At 67.1% G+C, this 16,075-nt stretch carries 14 protein-coding genes; 8 read left to right on the forward strand and 6 right to left on the reverse strand.

The features are described from left to right. The first annotated feature begins 5 nt into the window (after window positions 1–5). The 3 genes from F466_RS0111175 to cysZ all read left to right on the forward strand — a co-directional run bounded on the left by F466_RS0111175 (window position 6) and on the right by cysZ (window position 2,380). A complete protein-coding gene (locus F466_RS0111175) occupies window positions 6–1,304 on the forward strand; it encodes an FGGY-family carbohydrate kinase (protein ID WP_018994137.1) in 1,299 nt (432 codons plus the stop codon). Between the two features lie 135 nt (window positions 1,305–1,439). Further along, window positions 1,440–1,649, forward strand: coding sequence for a DUF3185 family protein (locus tag F466_RS0111180; RefSeq protein ID WP_018138546.1), 210 nt, complete (start codon window positions 1,440–1,442; stop codon window positions 1,647–1,649). Between the two features lie 56 nt (window positions 1,650–1,705). Further along, complete coding sequence (cysZ, locus tag F466_RS0111185; protein WP_081622312.1) at window positions 1,706–2,380, forward strand: sulfate transporter CysZ; 675 nt, start codon at window positions 1,706–1,708, stop codon at window positions 2,378–2,380. A 16-nt stretch (window positions 2,381–2,396) separates the two neighbouring features. On the opposite strand, the gene F466_RS0111190 is transcribed toward cysZ, so the two are convergent. Continuing rightward, entirely contained in the window at window positions 2,397–4,622 is a 2,226-nt protein-coding gene (locus tag F466_RS0111190) for a TRIC cation channel family protein (protein WP_018994139.1), read from the reverse strand. 245 nt (window positions 4,623–4,867) lie between these two features. Between F466_RS0111190 and F466_RS0111195 the strand changes: the two genes are divergently transcribed. Then, entirely contained in the window at window positions 4,868–5,827 is a 960-nt protein-coding gene (locus F466_RS0111195) for an ABC transporter substrate-binding protein (RefSeq protein ID WP_018994140.1), read from the forward strand. After that, entirely contained in the window at window positions 5,824–7,773 is a 1,950-nt protein-coding gene (locus tag F466_RS0111200; RefSeq protein WP_018994141.1) for a SpoIIE family protein phosphatase, read from the forward strand. Before F466_RS0111195 ends, F466_RS0111200 begins: the two co-directional genes overlap by 4 nt. A gap of 61 nt (window positions 7,774–7,834) precedes the next feature. Here the strand turns inward: F466_RS0111200 and F466_RS0111205 are convergent, their stop codons facing one another. The 3 genes from F466_RS0111205 to F466_RS0111215 form a co-directional block, all read right to left on the reverse strand. Beyond that, window positions 7,835–9,940: a DUF1631 family protein gene (locus F466_RS0111205; RefSeq protein ID WP_018994142.1), complete on the reverse strand. Its 2,106-nt coding sequence runs from the start codon at window positions 9,938–9,940 to the stop codon at window positions 7,835–7,837. A gap of 133 nt (window positions 9,941–10,073) precedes the next feature. After that, a complete protein-coding gene (locus F466_RS0111210) occupies window positions 10,074–10,397 on the reverse strand; it encodes a non-heme iron oxygenase ferredoxin subunit (RefSeq protein WP_012982964.1) in 324 nt (107 codons plus the stop codon). Between the two features lie 72 nt (window positions 10,398–10,469). Then, complete coding sequence (locus tag F466_RS0111215) at window positions 10,470–10,835, reverse strand: hypothetical protein (protein ID WP_012982965.1); 366 nt, start codon at window positions 10,833–10,835, stop codon at window positions 10,470–10,472. Between the two features lie 98 nt (window positions 10,836–10,933). Between F466_RS0111215 and F466_RS0111220 the strand changes: the two genes are divergently transcribed. Further along, window positions 10,934–11,482 (forward strand): pyridoxamine 5'-phosphate oxidase family protein, encoded by a 549-nt coding sequence (locus tag F466_RS0111220; protein ID WP_018138540.1) that lies wholly within the window; start codon window positions 10,934–10,936, stop codon window positions 11,480–11,482. Between the two features lie 9 nt (window positions 11,483–11,491). Here the strand turns inward: F466_RS0111220 and F466_RS0111225 are convergent, their stop codons facing one another. Beyond that, window positions 11,492–11,947 carry a YaiI/YqxD family protein gene (locus F466_RS0111225; RefSeq protein ID WP_018138539.1) on the reverse strand — a complete coding sequence of 152 codons (456 nt, stop codon included), beginning with the start codon at window positions 11,945–11,947 and terminating at the stop codon, window positions 11,492–11,494. Window positions 11,948–12,100: 153 nt separating this feature from the next. On the opposite strand from F466_RS0111225, the gene F466_RS13540 reads away from it, so the two are divergent. Further along, the gene (locus F466_RS13540) at window positions 12,101–12,277 is read left to right on the forward strand and encodes a PLDc N-terminal domain-containing protein (protein ID WP_012982968.1); all 177 of its coding nucleotides are present in this window, start codon (window positions 12,101–12,103) and stop codon (window positions 12,275–12,277) included. Here F466_RS13540 and F466_RS0111235 read toward each other — a convergent pair. Then, complete coding sequence (locus F466_RS0111235) at window positions 12,203–13,762, reverse strand: MinD/ParA family protein (RefSeq protein WP_018994143.1); 1,560 nt, start codon at window positions 13,760–13,762, stop codon at window positions 12,203–12,205. The genes F466_RS13540 and F466_RS0111235 overlap by 75 nt on opposite strands. 190 nt (window positions 13,763–13,952) lie before the next feature. On the opposite strand from F466_RS0111235, the gene F466_RS0111240 reads away from it, so the two are divergent. Beyond that, the gene (locus F466_RS0111240) at window positions 13,953–16,064 is read left to right on the forward strand and encodes an HDOD domain-containing protein (protein ID WP_018994144.1); all 2,112 of its coding nucleotides are present in this window, start codon (window positions 13,953–13,955) and stop codon (window positions 16,062–16,064) included. Window positions 16,065–16,075 lie beyond the last annotated feature (11 nt).

Below are 16,075 nucleotides of genomic sequence, written 5' to 3' on the forward strand. Positions count from 1 at the left end.
TCCCCATGCACGCGATCGGCCTCGACCTGGGGACCTCCGGCATCCGCCTGGCGCTGGTGGATCCGGACGGCGCGCGGGTGTACTCGGCCGAGCGCGAGCTTCCGGAGTCGGAGACGGACGGAGACGGCATCGCGGAGCAGGACCCCGCGCAGTGGTGGACCCTCGTGCGGGAACTGCTGCGCGAGGCCGCCGAGCACCTGAAGGGCGAACCCGTCGCGATCGCGGTGGACGGCACCTCCGCCACGCTGTTGTTCCTGGATGCCGATGGTCGGCCAGTGCGCCCGGCGATGATGTACAACGACGCCCGCGCCACCGACATGACCGCGATCCTCGCCGGGGTCGCGCCCAGTGGATCGGCCGTACACAGCCCCAGCTCCTCGGCGGCGAAGCTGCTGTGGGTACGCCGCCACGAGAGCCTCTCCGGGGTACGTCGCGTATTGCATCAGGCCGACTGGATTGCCGGGCGCCTGCGCGGGCGCTTTGACGTGATGGACGAGAACAATGCGCTGAAGCTTGGCTACGACGCCCTCTGGCAGGGCTGGCCGGACTGGCTGGAGGACATCCTGACCACGGATGCCAACCTGCTGCCGGAGGTCGTGCCGGCGGGAACCAACCTGGGGCCGATTGCGCCGGAGATGGCGCAGCACCTGGGGCTGAACCCGGCCTCGCGGGTGATCGCCGGGACCACCGACAGTATCGCCGGCTTTCTCGCCTCCGGGGTTGAAGACGACCGCACCGGGGTCACCAGCCTGGGTTCGACCATGGTGATCAAGCAGCTCTCGTCGGAGCCCGTGTTTGCGCCCGAGCTGGGAATCTACAGCCATCACCTGTTCGGCCAGTGGCTGGTCGGCGGCGCCTCCAACAGCGGCGGCGCGGTACTGCGCCAGCACTTCGACGACACCACGCTGAAGCGGCTGAGCGAGCAGATGGCCCCGGATACGGACACGGGCCTCGATTACCTGCCCCTGCCCCGACGGGGCGAGCGCTTTCCGGTCAGCGATCCGGAACTGGAGCCACGCCTGACGCCGCGCCCGGATGACGACGCGCGCTTTCTCCAAGGACTGTTCGAAGGCATCGCGCGCATCGAGCGTGATGGCTACCGGCGCCTGACGGAGCTTGGGGCACCGCGCGTGGAGCGCGTGATCACGCTCGGTGGCGGTGCCGCGAACCCCACGTGGACGCGCATCCGCGAGCGCATCCTGGAGATCCCGGTGACGGGCGCGGACAACGACGACGCCGCACACGGCGCCGCACGGCTGGCGCGCATCGGCATGGGACTGGAGGCCTTCTCGCCTTCTCGCTGAAGCCAACGGCGATCGGCCAGAGGGCTGGCCTCCTACGCAACCGGGGAGACTCGCGTTTCTCTGGATACGTCACCGCCAGCGCCGGTGATCGGTGCTACATTCAGGCAAAGAACCACAACAAGAAAGGACGTAGACATGCACTGGAGCCGTATTCTCGGAATCGCCCTGCTGGTGGGTGGCGTCATCCTGCTGGTGATGGGCTACAACGCGACCGAAAGCCTGGGTGAAGAGCTGCACGAGACCTTCACCGGACGCTACACGGACGACACTCGCATGTACCTGATCGGTGGCGGCATCATGGCCGCAGTGGGTCTGGTCCTGACGTTGTTCGGGGCCCGCCGCTGAACCAGCGGGCAAGACCCCTCTCGCCGCTTTACGCGTTCCTCGCCCCGTTCCGGGGCCTGACACGCGTCCACGAGCCCGCCCTGCGCGGGCTCGTGATCATTCCGCTGATCATCAATGTCCTGCTGGTGGGCGCGCTGGTCGCAGCCGCGGCGGTGGGCTTTGACGCCCTGCTCGCCGCCTGGCTGCCGCAGACCCTGGACTGGCTGGCCTGGCTGCTGTGGCCGCTGTTCGCCCTGTTCCTGCTGCTGGTGGTCGGGATATCCGCCGTGGCCCTGGCCGCGATCGTGGCCAGCCCCTTCTCCGGGCCGCTGGCCTACCGCACGGCCGAAGGTCTGGGCCACCCGCCCCTGGCCGCGCCGCGCTCGCTGACCGCGGAGTCCGTACACGCGCTGGCCACCGCGGCGCGCAAGCTCGGGTATTACGCCCTGTTGCTGATCCCGGTGCTGATCATCACCTTCGTTCCGGGGCTCAACCTGCTCGCACCCGCTGCCTGGTTCCTCTATGGCAGCTGGGTCCTGGCGGTGGAGTTCATGGAGGTCCCGCTGGCCAACGACGGCCTGTCATTCGATACGGTGCGCCAGCGCCTGCGCGAGCGCCGCCTGCAGACCCTCGCATTCGGCGCCGGGACGACGCTGCTGGCGATGGTGCCCATGGTGAACCTGCTGCTGGTGCCGGCCGCGGTGATCGGCGCCACGCACCTGCGCACACGGCAGTTGGCCGCAACCCCATAGACCGCCGACCAGGCAATCATTCGGCGCGCAGGAAACGCCGCTGCAGTGCACGCCGATCCCCCTGTACCGGGCTCAACGTCGGTTCCAGCCGCCGCTCCGCGTACTCCGCCAGCATCCAGAGCATGCGCTCCACGCGGTGGGTGCGCTGCAGCACGCGGTCCAGTGCACCCCCGGGCTGGAAATGATCGGGGTCGAGGTAGCGGGCACGCAGGGCATCGAAGCGGCTGCGCTGATTGGCCGTCATGTCGCGCAGCCAGGCCAGGTCGTCGGGGTCCGTGGAACTCGCGGCCATGGTCGTGGCATCCAGCAATCCCCGCAGGGCCTCAAGAACGCGGCCTTCCAGGGCCCACGCCACCTCGTCGGCTGCGATCTCCATATCCGTCACAGTCGCGCGCAGGTGGTCATACAGCTGCTGCTCCAGGCGCGCGACCAGCCGGAAGCGGTCACGCAGGGCCTCGTGCCGGCGCGCGGCGGCCTCCAGCAGGGGCTCGCCCGCCAGCCGGTCCAGCTCGGCGAACACCGGCTGCAACAGGTATTCGAAGTCCTTGTGCAGGCGCTCCAGCTCCCCGGAATCGGCCGGGCGGGCCCGCCCCTCGTTATCCTCGGTGAGGTAGCCGGTCAGACTGGACCAGGCCTCCGGTTCGCGCTGCGCCAGTGCCTCGAGGCGCCGTTCCGGCAGGGTATGCGGATCCCCCATCTGCAACGGGTTGGGACGGCCCCAGTAGAGAACGCCCAAGCGCGCCAGGAACAGCAGCACGATCACCGCATGCGTGGCGATCAGGATGAATCCGAGGCTCAGCTCCACCGGGGGCCAGAGCAGGATCAGCGAATAGAGAATGCCGCCCAGGACCGAGATCTCGGCGAAGGAGTCGCGCTTGAGCATGTCGATGTTGAAGTCCGAGCGCACCACATCGCGCATGATCACGCCGAACGAGGCGGTCACCACGGCCATCACCGGGCCCCAGAGCCACAGCGGGCTGGCCTGCGATTCGACCGCCACCCCGACGCCGATCACGGTGAACGAGGCCACGGCCCAGGCATCCAGACCCCGCTGCAGATTCCCCACTACGCGCCCGCCCAATCCCTTCTGCTGCCGCGCCAGGAGTTCCTGGACGAGATGCCAGCGCACCAGCACATGGTCATGCAGCTTGTACAGCACGAACCCGACTACCACGACCACGATCGGGACCAGCAGAAACTCCGGCGTCTCGAAGATGAAGATCGGGTCGCGGCCCAGCAGCAGATCGCGCAGCACGCCGCCACCGATGGCCGGCAGCGAGGCCAGGACCAGGGCACCGAACAGGTTGTAGCGTTCGCGCCGGGCGAGGATCAGCCCGGAGGCGGAGAACGCGAGAATCCCCAGCAGGGTGAGCGTATTGAACCAGGTCTCGCTGGTAGCCATCGAGAGAAACGCGGGCAGCACATGCTCGACTTCCAGCGCGGCCATCCGGCGGCTGTCCCCCAGCGCCTGCAACTGCGCGTTGAAGTTCTCGACGAAGGACTCGGGAACGGTGGCACGGGAGAACATCACGCGCACGCCGACGGTCCCCAGGTCCAGCGGATGCGTCTGGATCTCGCGGGCGCGACCCGTCCGCGCCAGCAACAGATCCACGATCACGGGGTCTGCGACAAAGCCGTCGATCCGACCCTCGATCAGCGCCTGGATATGGGCCTCGTCACCGGCGGCGGGGTACAGGCGCGCGGCCTCCCCCGGATCCGCGACCAGATCGGCCAGTTCGCTGGAGGCGTAGGCATAGCCGGTGGTCACCCCTAGCCGGAAGTCTCCGTCGCGAACCGCCTGGACCAGGCCGGCGCGATCCTCGAATGAATAATCACCACGCTCGCCGGCGCGCACATAGAGGGCGTTGCGTTCCTGACGGTAGGGTTGCGAGTACTGCGCATAGTCGAGGCGACCGGAATCAAAATAGCTGCCGATGACGAAGTCGATCGCGCCGTGGCGCAGTGCGGCGAGCTGGTCGTTCCAGGAAAGCGGCGTGAACTCGGCGCCATGCCCGACACCGGCCAGCGCCTCCTGCGCGACCCGCACGTCGAGCCCGGCCGGGGATGCCCGGGATGCGCTGTCGGAACCGGCCTGATACGGGGGACGTTCGAACCAGCCAGAGCGCAACGTTTCGGGCGCCGATTGCTGCGCGATCGGGATCGGGGTGCCGATATCGGCCGCGGACGGGGGCGAGGACGCACCGGCCGTGAACGGCGCGAGGATGGCCAGCGCCAACCCCACCCACAGCCCCCCCAGCCAACGCGCAACCCGCGAACGTCGGCCCCGCGGCCGCTCCCAACCGCTTCTCTGGCGCCACCGCGACGCCCGAATAACGCCCGCCTGACGGCTAGCGCGCGACTGGATGCGCCCGCAGGAACACCTCGGTATGCTGTCGCCGTCTAAGACCCCCCACGGCCGACTCCCTCCCCATGGACGCTGCATACGCACGATTCCCCAATTCTGCGGCCCATGGCCCGGGCGCCGGCATGCGCCGCGTACTGGCCCTGGCGGCTGTCCTGCTCCTTTGCGCCAACACCGCGCTGGCCGACACGCAGACCCTGCGTTTTCAGCCGCACTGGGTCCCCCAGGCGCAGTTCGCCGGCTTTTACCTGGCCAAGGAGATGGGCTGGTACCAGGACGCCGGACTGGAGCTGGAAATACTCCCGCACGGCGCGGAGCACCCCGCCCCCGCCACGCTGGCCCGCCAGGAGGCCGATGTGGCTTTGCTCTATCTCACCCAGGCCCTGGAATTGCGTGAACAGGGCGTGGACGTGGTCAACGTAGCACAACTGATCCAGGACTCCTCTCTGGTGCTGGTATCGCTGGCGGAGTCCGGGATCCTGGTACCCGAAGACCTGGACGGGCAGCGCGTCTCGCGCTGGGCCAGCTTCAGCCTTCAGCCGGAGGCGTTGTTCCGCACCTACGGGGTGCACCCCGAGACGGTCGATCAGGGGGCGACGATGGCCGCATTGCGCACCGGCGCGGTCGCGGCCGCCACCGCCACGCGCTACAACGAACTGGTCGAGCTGTATCTCAGCGGTCTGGATCCGGACGAGATCGAGGTGATGCCACTGGAGGATCACGGCGTGGGCCTGGCCGAGGACGGGATCTATGTCCTGGAGTCGACATTGCGCGAACGCCCCGAAGCCGTCCGCACGTTCGTCGAGGTCTCACTGCGGGGCTGGGAGTACGCGTTTGCCCATCCGGACGCCGCAGTGGACGCGGTGATGGATCGCGTCATCCAGGCCGGCGAGCCGACCAATCGGGCGCACCAGCGTCTGATGCTGGAGGCGCTGCGCCCGCTGTATCTGGAAGACGAGGCGCTCCGCGGCCCGCACCTGGATCGGCAGGACTACCAGCTGGCCGTCAGTCTGATGCGCAACCTGGGGCACCTGGAATGGGAGCCGGTACCGTACGAACAGTTTCACCAGGACGTGACGCAATGAACGGCCGCAAGAGCCTCGCCGTCCGCCTCGCCCTGGTCACCCTGCTGACGACCGGGTCGATCTTCTTCATCTCCTCCGGCGCGCTGTACCTGATGGTGCGCGATATCATGCTGGAGCACGCCGAGGACCAGGCGCGCGAGCTGACCCACGCGACGGCCAACCGCATCCGCTCGTCACTGAACGAGGTGGCCGGGTCGGCACAGGGCCTCGCCAGCGCCCTGAATTCGGGACAGATTCGACCCGACGGCCTGTTTCCCGTGCTGGACAACGTGACGCTCCAGTCGGATGCGGTCCAGGGCGCCGCCGTGACCTACGAGCCCTATGCCGCCGACCCCGACGAGCGCTACTACGGCCCATTCTCCTACGAGACGCCCAACGGCATCACGCGCATGCACCTGGGCGGCGACGACTTCGACTACTTTACCCGGGACTGGTACCAGATCCCGGCGCTCACGCGCAGCGGCTTCTGGACCGAGCCCTTTCCATCGGCCGCCGACCCCAACCGCCTGATCACCACCTACTCGCGCCCGTTCTTCGACCCCGACGACGCCGAGGCACTGCGCGGGATCGTGACCATGGACATCGAACTGCCAGCCCTGACCGCGCGCGTGGACGAGGTGGAGATCTTCGACAGCGGCTTCGCATTTCTGGTCAGCCCGCGTACGCGCTTTATCACCTATCCACAGCGCGACTGGATCATGCGCGAGAGCCTGTTCAGCCTGGCCGAAACCCTGGGCGAGCCGGAACTGCGCGAACTCGGACGGCGCATCCAGCAAACCGACGAAGGCTTCTCCCGCGTGCCGGAGGCCCTGCTGGAGGAACCCGCCCGGCTCTATCACGTGCGCCTGCCCGAGGCGAACTGGGCGGTGGGCGTGATCATCCCCGAGCGCGAACTGTTCGGGGATATCCTGCGGGTGATGCACTGGGTGCTGATCATCGCCGCGATCGGCTTCTTCATCCTGCTCGGCACCATCATCGGCATCTCGCGCGGCATCACCCGCCCGCTGAAGGGCCTGGCGAGCAGCGCCGGCGAGATCGCCCGCGGCAATCTGGACCGCCCGCTGCCGCCGATCCGCACCGGCGACGAGGTGGGCCAGCTCGCCCATTCGCTGGACGAGATGCGCCTGTCGCTGAAGGACTACATCAACGACCTGACCGCGACCACCGCCGCCAAGGAGCGCATGGAGAGCGAGCTGAAGATCGCCCGCAACATCCAGATGAGCTTCCTGCCCAAGCGGCTGGACCTGTCCGACCTGGATGTAGGTATCGACCTCGCGGCGCGCCTGATCCCGGCCAAGGAGGTCGGCGGGGATCTCTACGACTTCTTCCCGCTGCGCGAGCACAACGCCCTGTTCTTCGCGGTCGGCGATGTCTCCGACAAGGGCGTTCCGGCTGCCCTGTTCATGGCCGTGACCAAGACCCTGGTCAAGGGCATCGCCGAGCAGGATCCGCGCGACCCGGGCGAGATCCTGACCCGCGTCAACAACGAGCTGTGCCTGAACAACGACAACGGCATGTTCGTGACCTACCTGTGCGGGGTACTGGACCTGGGCACCGGCGAGGTCCGCTTTGCCAACGCCGGCCACAACCCGCCGTTGATCCACCGCGCCGATGGCACCTACGACTGGCTGAAGCTGCCGCCGGGGCTGGTGCTGGGGGCGATGGAAGACATGGAGTACCCGGTGCAGACCGTCCGCCTGGCGCCTGGCGATGCGTTGCTGCTGTATACCGACGGGGTGACCGAGGCGGCGGACGGGGAGCAGAAGCTGTATGAGGAGGACCGGCTGTTCGCCTTGTACGGGGGGATCGCATCCCAGCCAGCACGGGAGCAGGTCGATGCGGTGCTGGAGTCCGTCGAGCGTTTCGCGGATGGTGCTACACAGGCGGATGACATTACCGTGCTGGCGCTGCGTTACTGCCCGGGGGATGGGGAGTGCGTCAGATAAAAGCCTGGGCAGGGGGTTCGCGGGCGAGCCCGCTCCCACATCGCACCCAGAGACCCTGGCGCTAGCGGATCATCGCGTCGAGGGGGTTGTCTCGGGGTAGCGCGCGCATGCGGCCCTCGCGCATCTCATGGGCCACACCCTGCAGGCTGTGGCGACGGCTGGTCACGCCATCCAGCGACAGGAACAGGAAGCGGCGCGTGGCCTCCCCGCGCCAGACCAGCGCCATGCGCTGGGTCTCGCCGGTCGACTTGTCGATGAACTCGAACCAGTCCCCGACCTGTACCCGCGAGGCCTCGAACACATAGGGGTCGTCCTGGTCCGCCAGCAGGTCCGGATCGTCGTCCTCGAAGCGGACGGAACGGCGCGCCCGAATGCGCTCCTGCGGGTCAAAGCGCGGCTCGTCTCCTGAGGCCCGGATCCGCTGCAGATGGGCCTGCCCCAAGTGCTGCACCACGGCCTTCACGCGCTCCTCGGAGACCCCGGCCTCGCGCGCGGTCGCCACAATGCGCTGCACCATCGGGTTGACCTCCTTCGGGGTCGCGCGGTTGCAGATGGCCTTGGCCACGTCCTTGACCACCTGGTCCAGCCGTTCGGCCGAGTCACCATCGGCGGCCAGCAGGTCTTCCCAGGCCTCGGCGATCTGCTCAGCCGAACGTTCCGGCAGCTCCGCGCCGGTCTCCAGCACGCAGATGGTCAGGCTGCGCCGCGCGCGCGCCGCGCGCTCCTCCTGGCGCAGTGGATCGATATGGGGATCCTGCAGCTCCTGCCAGCGCGCATCCTCTTCCTCGATCGCCGCCAGCCAGTCGTCCACCAGGGCCTGCGCGGCATCACGGTCCATGCTGTCGGCTTCGTGGCGCAGCCGATTGACCGACTGCTGGATATGCTGCAAGTAGGCCTCAATGGCGTCGTTGCCCTCGGCCTGGTCATCCGGGCTGACGCGCACGCCGGTGTTGATCAGGCTGCCGATCCACAGGCGTAACGGGTGCGAGCGATCGCGGAAGAACGAGAGATCACGGATGACCACGCGCGCCAGGGAGAACTGCATGTCGGCAATGGCCGCACGCACGCGCGAGTTGAACCCGACCTGCCGAAAGATGTGATCAAACATCCCCTGCAACAGATCGAGGATGAACGGGGTCAAGGACTCGCGCGAGAATTCCGCTGATTCCGGGGCCACACGCTCGCCGCCCGCGCCCCCGGCCCCGGAGCCGGCCCCATCCGGCACGCCGGCCGCATGCGGCGAACTGGCGGGCAACCCCTGGGCCTGCACCAGGGCGCGGGCCCACAGGGCCCAGGCGGTGGGGTCGGCATCCGGCGCGGGCATTTCGCGTGTCCCGCTGGAGCCCGCCGCCCCCAGCCCCAGCGTCGCCGGGTCTCCGCCGGCGGTTGATTCGGAGGCGGATCGCGGTGGGCTGCCCGCGGTGTAGTGGGCCCAGCTCGCGCGCTGCTGGGGCACGCAGTCCGACTCGTGCGCCTCCGGACTGCGGGGCGGCTCGGTCACCAGCCCGCACTCGTCAATCGTCTCCACCACGAAGGCCAGCATCGGGGCGCCTGTGCGCCCCATGCACTTCACGTAGGCCCGCATCAGGTCCAGGGTCATGGCCGTGCGGCCGAACTGCCGTTCGGCGGCCTCGATCACCCGTTCGTACCAGTGCAGCGGAGACCAGGGCGCCCAGCCCGGGTGCTCGAAGCGGTGCTCCTCGCGCGCGGCCTGCTGGAACATGTAGTAGGAGTAGCGGTTGTGCTCGCGGATCACGCCCTCGAGCTTGTGCCGCAGGGAGCGCCGGGTGGACTGGTAGTCGTCGAGCACTTGCAGCCCGGAATCACCACCCGCATAGCGCGTGCCGGAGAAATCGTATTCGGGCGGATAGGTGGTGGTGCGCAGGTCGCGGTTCAGTGCCTCCTCGAACTCACGCCGCAGGACGTACTGATAGCCATGCAACTGGTTGGCCCATTCGACCGCATCACTTTCCTGGTCGCCCCAGACGCGCCCGGCGCTCCATTCGGTCGCGACCCACTCCATGCATTGATCCAGGTGATCGACCACGCGCGGGGCGACACCGGCGGCCAGCTCGGAACGCTGTGCCTCGGACAGCCCCGACAGACCGCTCCAGATCGCCGTGTCGTCCTGGTAGTTTCCCTGTTCTCTGGAGTCCTTTCCCGCCATGCGCCCTGCCTTCGCGACCGGCCGCGGCGCGGCCGTTAGCCCAGTGTTAATCGGCCAGTGTACAGGTCAGAAAGCGGCAAAACAGCCACAAGTTGCTATTTTGCACCGTAGCGCGGGAGGTTAACTGGAGAGCTTAGTCGTCCAGCGGCTCGGAACCCACCTGAACCATGCCGCCATGCACGCGAGTCGGGAAACGGGTCAGCGGGTCCTCCGCCGGGGGCTCCATCACCTCGCCGGTGCGCAGGCAGAACTGGGCCTCGTGCAATGGGCAGGTGATACAGTCATCGTCGAGCTCGCCATCGGCGATGGGCACTTCTTCGTGCGTGCAGAGGTTTTCGACCGCGAAGAACTCGCCGTCGAGGTTGAAGATCGCAACCTCGGTTCCCGCCGTATCTACCAGACGATGTTCACCGTCCGCGATACTGTCGACCGGTGCCACGTCGATCCACTCGCTCATCTCTCCTCCAGGGCCTTGTGGTTGGGCTTCAACTTGCCGCCCAGCGAATCTCCATCTTGGGAAACACTGTCCCTAAGGCGTCGCATCCAGGGCTGCCGTTGCGGCCGGGTCGATCTCGATCAGGCGGCCTTCTTCCGGGTGGTAGCTGAAGCGCCCGACCACGCGGATATGTTCCCCCAGCCGATCCGATACCTCGTCGTGAGGCTCGACCGCCACGCGGTTCACATCCTCGTCTTCCAGCCAGTAGTGGTAGCGTTCGGGGTCCTCGTCAAAGCGCTTGACCACACCCTCGGTCTGCACCAGCTCACCGTTGAATTCGCCCGCCGCACCCGCCAACTGGGCCAGCGTTACCTCGGACACACGCTCACCACCCCCGCAGGCGGCAAGCCCCACCACCAGGATGGGCGTCAGGAGCAGGGGGCGCAGCGAATGTCTCATGTGAATCTCCGGGCCGAAGCAACGTTGTAGTACGCTCGCGAGGGTACCGAAACCTGCCTTCAACGTCTCGATTCACCCCAATCAAGCCGGTAATGCCAATGGCCAAGACCTTCCCTGCCCTCGACGAACGACTCACGGGCTTCATCCTCGAACAGCCGGTTTATTTCGTGGGCTCCGCCCCGCTCGCGGCCGACGGCCACGTGAACCTGTCTCCCAAGGGGCTGGACACCCTGCGCGTCCTGGGTCCTCGCCGCGCGGCCTATCTCGACCTGACCGGCTCCGGCAACGAGACCTCCGCCCATTTGGCCGAAAACGGCCGCATTACGCTGATGTTCTGTGCCTTTTCCGGAAAACCGAAGATTCTCCGGCTATACGGCCGCGGGCGAACCGTGCTCCCGACCGATGGCGACTGGGAATCCCTGTACAGCGCGTTCCCTGCACATCCGGGAACGCGGCAGATCATCGACATCGAGATCCACCGCATTCAGACCTCCTGTGGCTTCGGCGTACCCGAAGGCGAACTGCAGCCACGCCCCACCCTGACCGAGTGGAGCGAACGCAAGGGCCCCGAGGGCCTGGAACGCTACTGGGAGGAAAAGAATGCGGTCAGCATCGACGACCTGCCGACCCCACTTGGGAAACGCTGAACGAGCCGCCTACCGGGCTTTTGCCTGACGGGTCAGCAAGCGGTCGAGCTGGTTGGCGAAGGCCTGGCGATCGGCCTGGCTGAAGGCGGCGGGACCGCCCGTATCCACGCCGCTGGAGCGCAGGGTCTCCATGAAGTCGCGCATGCTGAGGCGCTCGCGGATCGTCCCCTCGGTATACAGCTCGCCGCGCGGATTCAGGGCCTGGGCGCCCTTGGCAATGGCCTCGGCCGCCAGCGGGATGTCGGCGGTGATCACCAGGTCCCCCGACTCCAGCCGCCGCACGATCTCGTTGTCGGCCACGTCGAAGCCGGCACCCACCTGAATGGCATCGATCCATTTCGACGGTGGGGTGCGCAGCGGCTGATTGGCCACCAGGGTCAGCGGCACCTGAGTGCGGTTGGCCGCCCGGAAAAGAATCTCCTTGATCACCGCGGGACAGGCGTCCGCGTCTACCCATATCTTCATGCTCACCGATCGTCGATTCGAGAGAAGTTCCGCAGCATAGCCGGTTCGGCGAAGCGCAACACACTCCACCGCTTTTCGATTGGCCCTGCCCCCGGCCGCATGCCATGGTGCTACGCTCAACGGACACGGCACTCGCGCCGACAAGGAGCCCCCATGGGTATCGAAGTCACCGGAATTCTCGGTCTGATCTGGCTGATCATCGTGATCTGGGCCATCGTCCGCACCGCGCAAAGCCCGGCTGGGCCAATGGTCAAGCTACTGTGGATTCTGATCCTGCTGTTCCTGCCAGTGGCGGGGCTGATCGCCTGGCTCCTCCTCGGGCCCAAGTAGCCCGGAAGACGGATCGGTCGAATCATCGCCGTTCGGGTTGCCGATGGGCGGGGACGGGGCTACACCGTCCCCGCGCCGCTCAAGCTGCTCGATCAGTAGCTGTCCCTCGTCGCGGGAATCGCGCAACCACTGCAACAGGTCCTGCTGCGAGCCGAACACCGCCACATCCACCCGGTGTATGGCATCGGGTTTCGGGATCGGCGTTGGGCGCTCGCTCGCCGCCAGCGGGCCGTAGCGGCCAAAGTCGGGCGTCACCACGTTTTCGGGCGGCTCCGGGCAAGCGGCATCCTCTCCGCGGGTTGCCTGTTCCAGACGCGCGCCGATGCGCTCGAGTACGTCTTCGGAGGTCTCAGGGTGCTCGAGCAGCCATTCGATCAGCGCCTCCGGATCCACCGCGGGGATGCCAAAGCGATCGCGATAATCGGCCTCCAGCGTCTGGATCCACTCGGCCAGCGCGCAGGGCTCGTCGACCGCGCTCGCCAGGGCACGGAACTCCCGCCGCAGGGCCTCGAACCGCTTCTTCACCTCACTGCCGGACTCCGGTGCCGGGACTTCCACATCCGGAGTGGCACCCCGTTCGGCAAGCGGCTGCTCCGACGGGGTGTCATCCGCCCCGGCGTCAACCGCCACTGGCTCGCTCGATGCGGGTTTGCGCAATAGATGCCGGAACCAGAAACGGCTGAACGAGGCCTGGTTCGAGGGGTCCCAGGAGAGATCGTTCAAGGCCTGTGCCAGCCGCTGAAACGGGCGTACTGACGGATCATGCTCCGAGAACATCGCTACGGGGTGCTGCAGGGTCACCGCCGCACGCAGGCTCTCGTCGCGCTGAATGAACCCGAGAAAGCCCACCGAGATCTTCAGATACTTCTCCACCGCACCACTGAAGCGCTGATACACCGCCCGCGCCTCACTGATGTCGGCCACCATGTTCACGACCACCTGACAGGTGAGCGGATACCGCCGTAGCGCGACCTTCAGCAACGAAAAGGCATCGGTGAGCGAGGTCGGCTCCGGCGTAATGACCAGCAGCACTTGGTGTCCGGCGGCGACGAAATCCAGGGTGGTATCGCCAATCCCCGCAGCGGTATCCAGGATCAGGTCATCGAAATGCTGCTCGATCCGCGCCAGCTCGGTCACCAGCCGCCGCTGTCGGGCCGCCGACAACTCCACGCAATCGCGGATACCCGAGGCCCCCGGGATGACTTTCAGGCCATGGGGGCCCTCGAGAAGGACATCCTCGACCGGACACTCCCCCGTCAGGACCTCGGCCAGCCCCTTTTGCGGGTGCAGCCCCAGCAGGATGTTCACGTTGGCAAGCCCCGTGTCGGCATCCAGGATGCAGACCCGGCGCCCCGCCCGGGCCAGGGTAATCCCGAGGTTGACCGCGATACTGGACTTGCCCACCCCGCCCTTGCCGCTGGTCACTGTCAGGACACGCGGCTGAGCTGACTGGACGCGAGCCGTGCCAGACTGCCTGTCGATCATGGGCTTCAAAGCTTCCTGCCTCCGAAGTGGCCTCACGGGATAGGCCTCACGCACGCCTAACGTCTCGTCTACTGGAATCGCTGGCGCAACGCAAGTCCCAGCAGTATAGTCGGGAACCAGGGCGAGAAGCCGCGACGCAGCAACGGATCGGGGCAATACAAGGGCACCCTCTCGGGTCCCGGGGAGAAGCATGGCCACGGCGCATACGGCAACCGAAACCATCCCCAGCCTGCCACAGGCCCTGACGTCCGTTCTCGATGCGGGCCAGGCGGCGGAGGCCGATTTCGAGGCCCTCAGCCGTGCCATTCTGCGCGACACCGGCATGACCACACGCCTCCTCGCGGCAGCCAACTCCCCGTTCTATTACCGCGGCTCGCCGTGTCGCACCATCGATAGAGCCCTTTTCAGCCTGGGGCTGGACACCGTGCGCAGCCTCGCCCTGACCGCCGCGATCCAGCAGCTTTTCGGCCGCTACCAGCCCAAGCGCACCAGCACGCTTCGGACCATCTGGCGCCGTGCGCTGACCACCGCCATGCTCGGCCAGGTCCTCGCCTCCCTGACACGCCACCCACGGCCCGAAGAGGCGTATCTGTCAGGGCTTCTGGTTGATCTCGGCAAGCTGATGCGACTGGCGTCCGACGAAGCGCGCTACTGGCCGCTGCTCGAGGCCAGCAGCGACCACCGCGAGCTGGTCTCCCGTGAACAGGCGACCTACGGTCAACACCATGCAGAACTGGCCGCCGAACACCTGGACCAATGGGGCCTGGACGGCTTCGTCACCGATGCGGTGCGTTTCCACCTCGAACCCACGGCACAAGTGCGCGATGCACACCACCTAGTGAAGATTGTCCATCTCGCCAGCCGACTTGGCGACGAACCACCCGACGCCATCGGCGACCCGGCCCTGGCAGCCGCCCACGACCTGTTTGGGCTCAATGACGGCCTGACCCGGGAACTGCGCAACCGCATCGAAGACGATGTCACCCGGGTTGCCGGTTCCCTGGGTATTGAGCTGGACGCGGGAGCCGAAACCGCGAATATCGAGGCACATCACCCCGATCAGGCGGCGCGCGAGGCGCTGGGGATGCGTGTCCGCGACCTCACCGAGCTGGAGCGGCTGTCCGGCGAGCTTCGCGCCTCGCGGACCCCCCGAGAACATTGTCTGGCCGCCCAGCGAACGCTGTTTCTCACCCTGGGTGTCGAACACAGCCTGATGTTCCTGACAGACGCGGACGGTGCATCGGTCTCCGCCTGGCTCGGCGAGGAAGACGAGCCCGACTTCACCCTGCCCCTGCTGCCGGGACGGAGCCTTGTGACCGACACCCTGCTGGACCGCGAGATGCGCCAGCACAAACCCGATGGCGAGACACCTGCACCGGTCATCGACCAGCAGTTGTTCCGGCTCTGCGGTGCCGAGGTGATCTGGGCATTCCCTCTGCTGGCGGATGCCAACTCCTCGCCCGCAGGGGTGCTGATCCTGGGACTGGACCGAGAACGTGCCCAGACCCTGGAACCCCGAACCGGATTTGTCCGGGCCCTGGCGCGAGAGATTGCACGCGCGCTGTGCACCTCGCAGTCCGACCCGCCCGAGCAAGCGCACACCGACGATACGACGCAGGAGCGAATCCGCGAGACGCTGCACGAGGCGGGCAACCCCCTCAGCATCATCCAGAATTATCTGGGTGTGTTGAACACAAAGCTGGGCGATGAGCACGAGGCCAGCCAGGAACTGGCCCTGATCAAGGAGGAGATTGATCGCGTCGGCCGCATCCTGCTGCGTCTAAAGGAACCCGACCAGGCAGTGGACGGACCGCCATCCTCGCTTAATCGGCTGGTCCAGGACGTGGCCGACATCGTGGACCGCTCTCTTTGCCACACGCGGGGCATCCGCCTGGAACTGGATCTGGCACCCGGCGATGCGCCCTTGTCTGTCTCCAGCGACCATGTGCGCCAGATTCTGACGAACCTGCTCAAAAACGCCGCCGAGGCCCTGCAGCCGGGGGGCGTCATTCGGCTGCAGACCCGTGACCCCGAGAGCTTCAATGGGACCAGCGTGGTGGCACTGGTGGTCGCCGACGACGGCCCCGGGCTTCCCCCGGAGGTCCGCGCGGCCCATTATCGGCCGGTGGAGTCGCACAAGGGCGAGGGGCACGCCGGGCTAGGCCTGAGTATTGTCCGCCGCCTGGCGGACGAGATCGGCGCTCACATCCAGTGCGACAGCGACCGCGAAGGAACGCGGTTCGAGATTCGGCTCCCCCATCGCGAGGCCGAAACCGGAGCCCTCGGGGCGGGACAGGGATAGCCCCCGCGATG

It is taken from the genome of Thioalkalivibrio sp. ALgr1 (assembly GCF_000378285.1).
Taxonomy (GTDB): domain Bacteria; phylum Pseudomonadota; class Gammaproteobacteria; order Ectothiorhodospirales; family Ectothiorhodospiraceae; genus Thioalkalivibrio.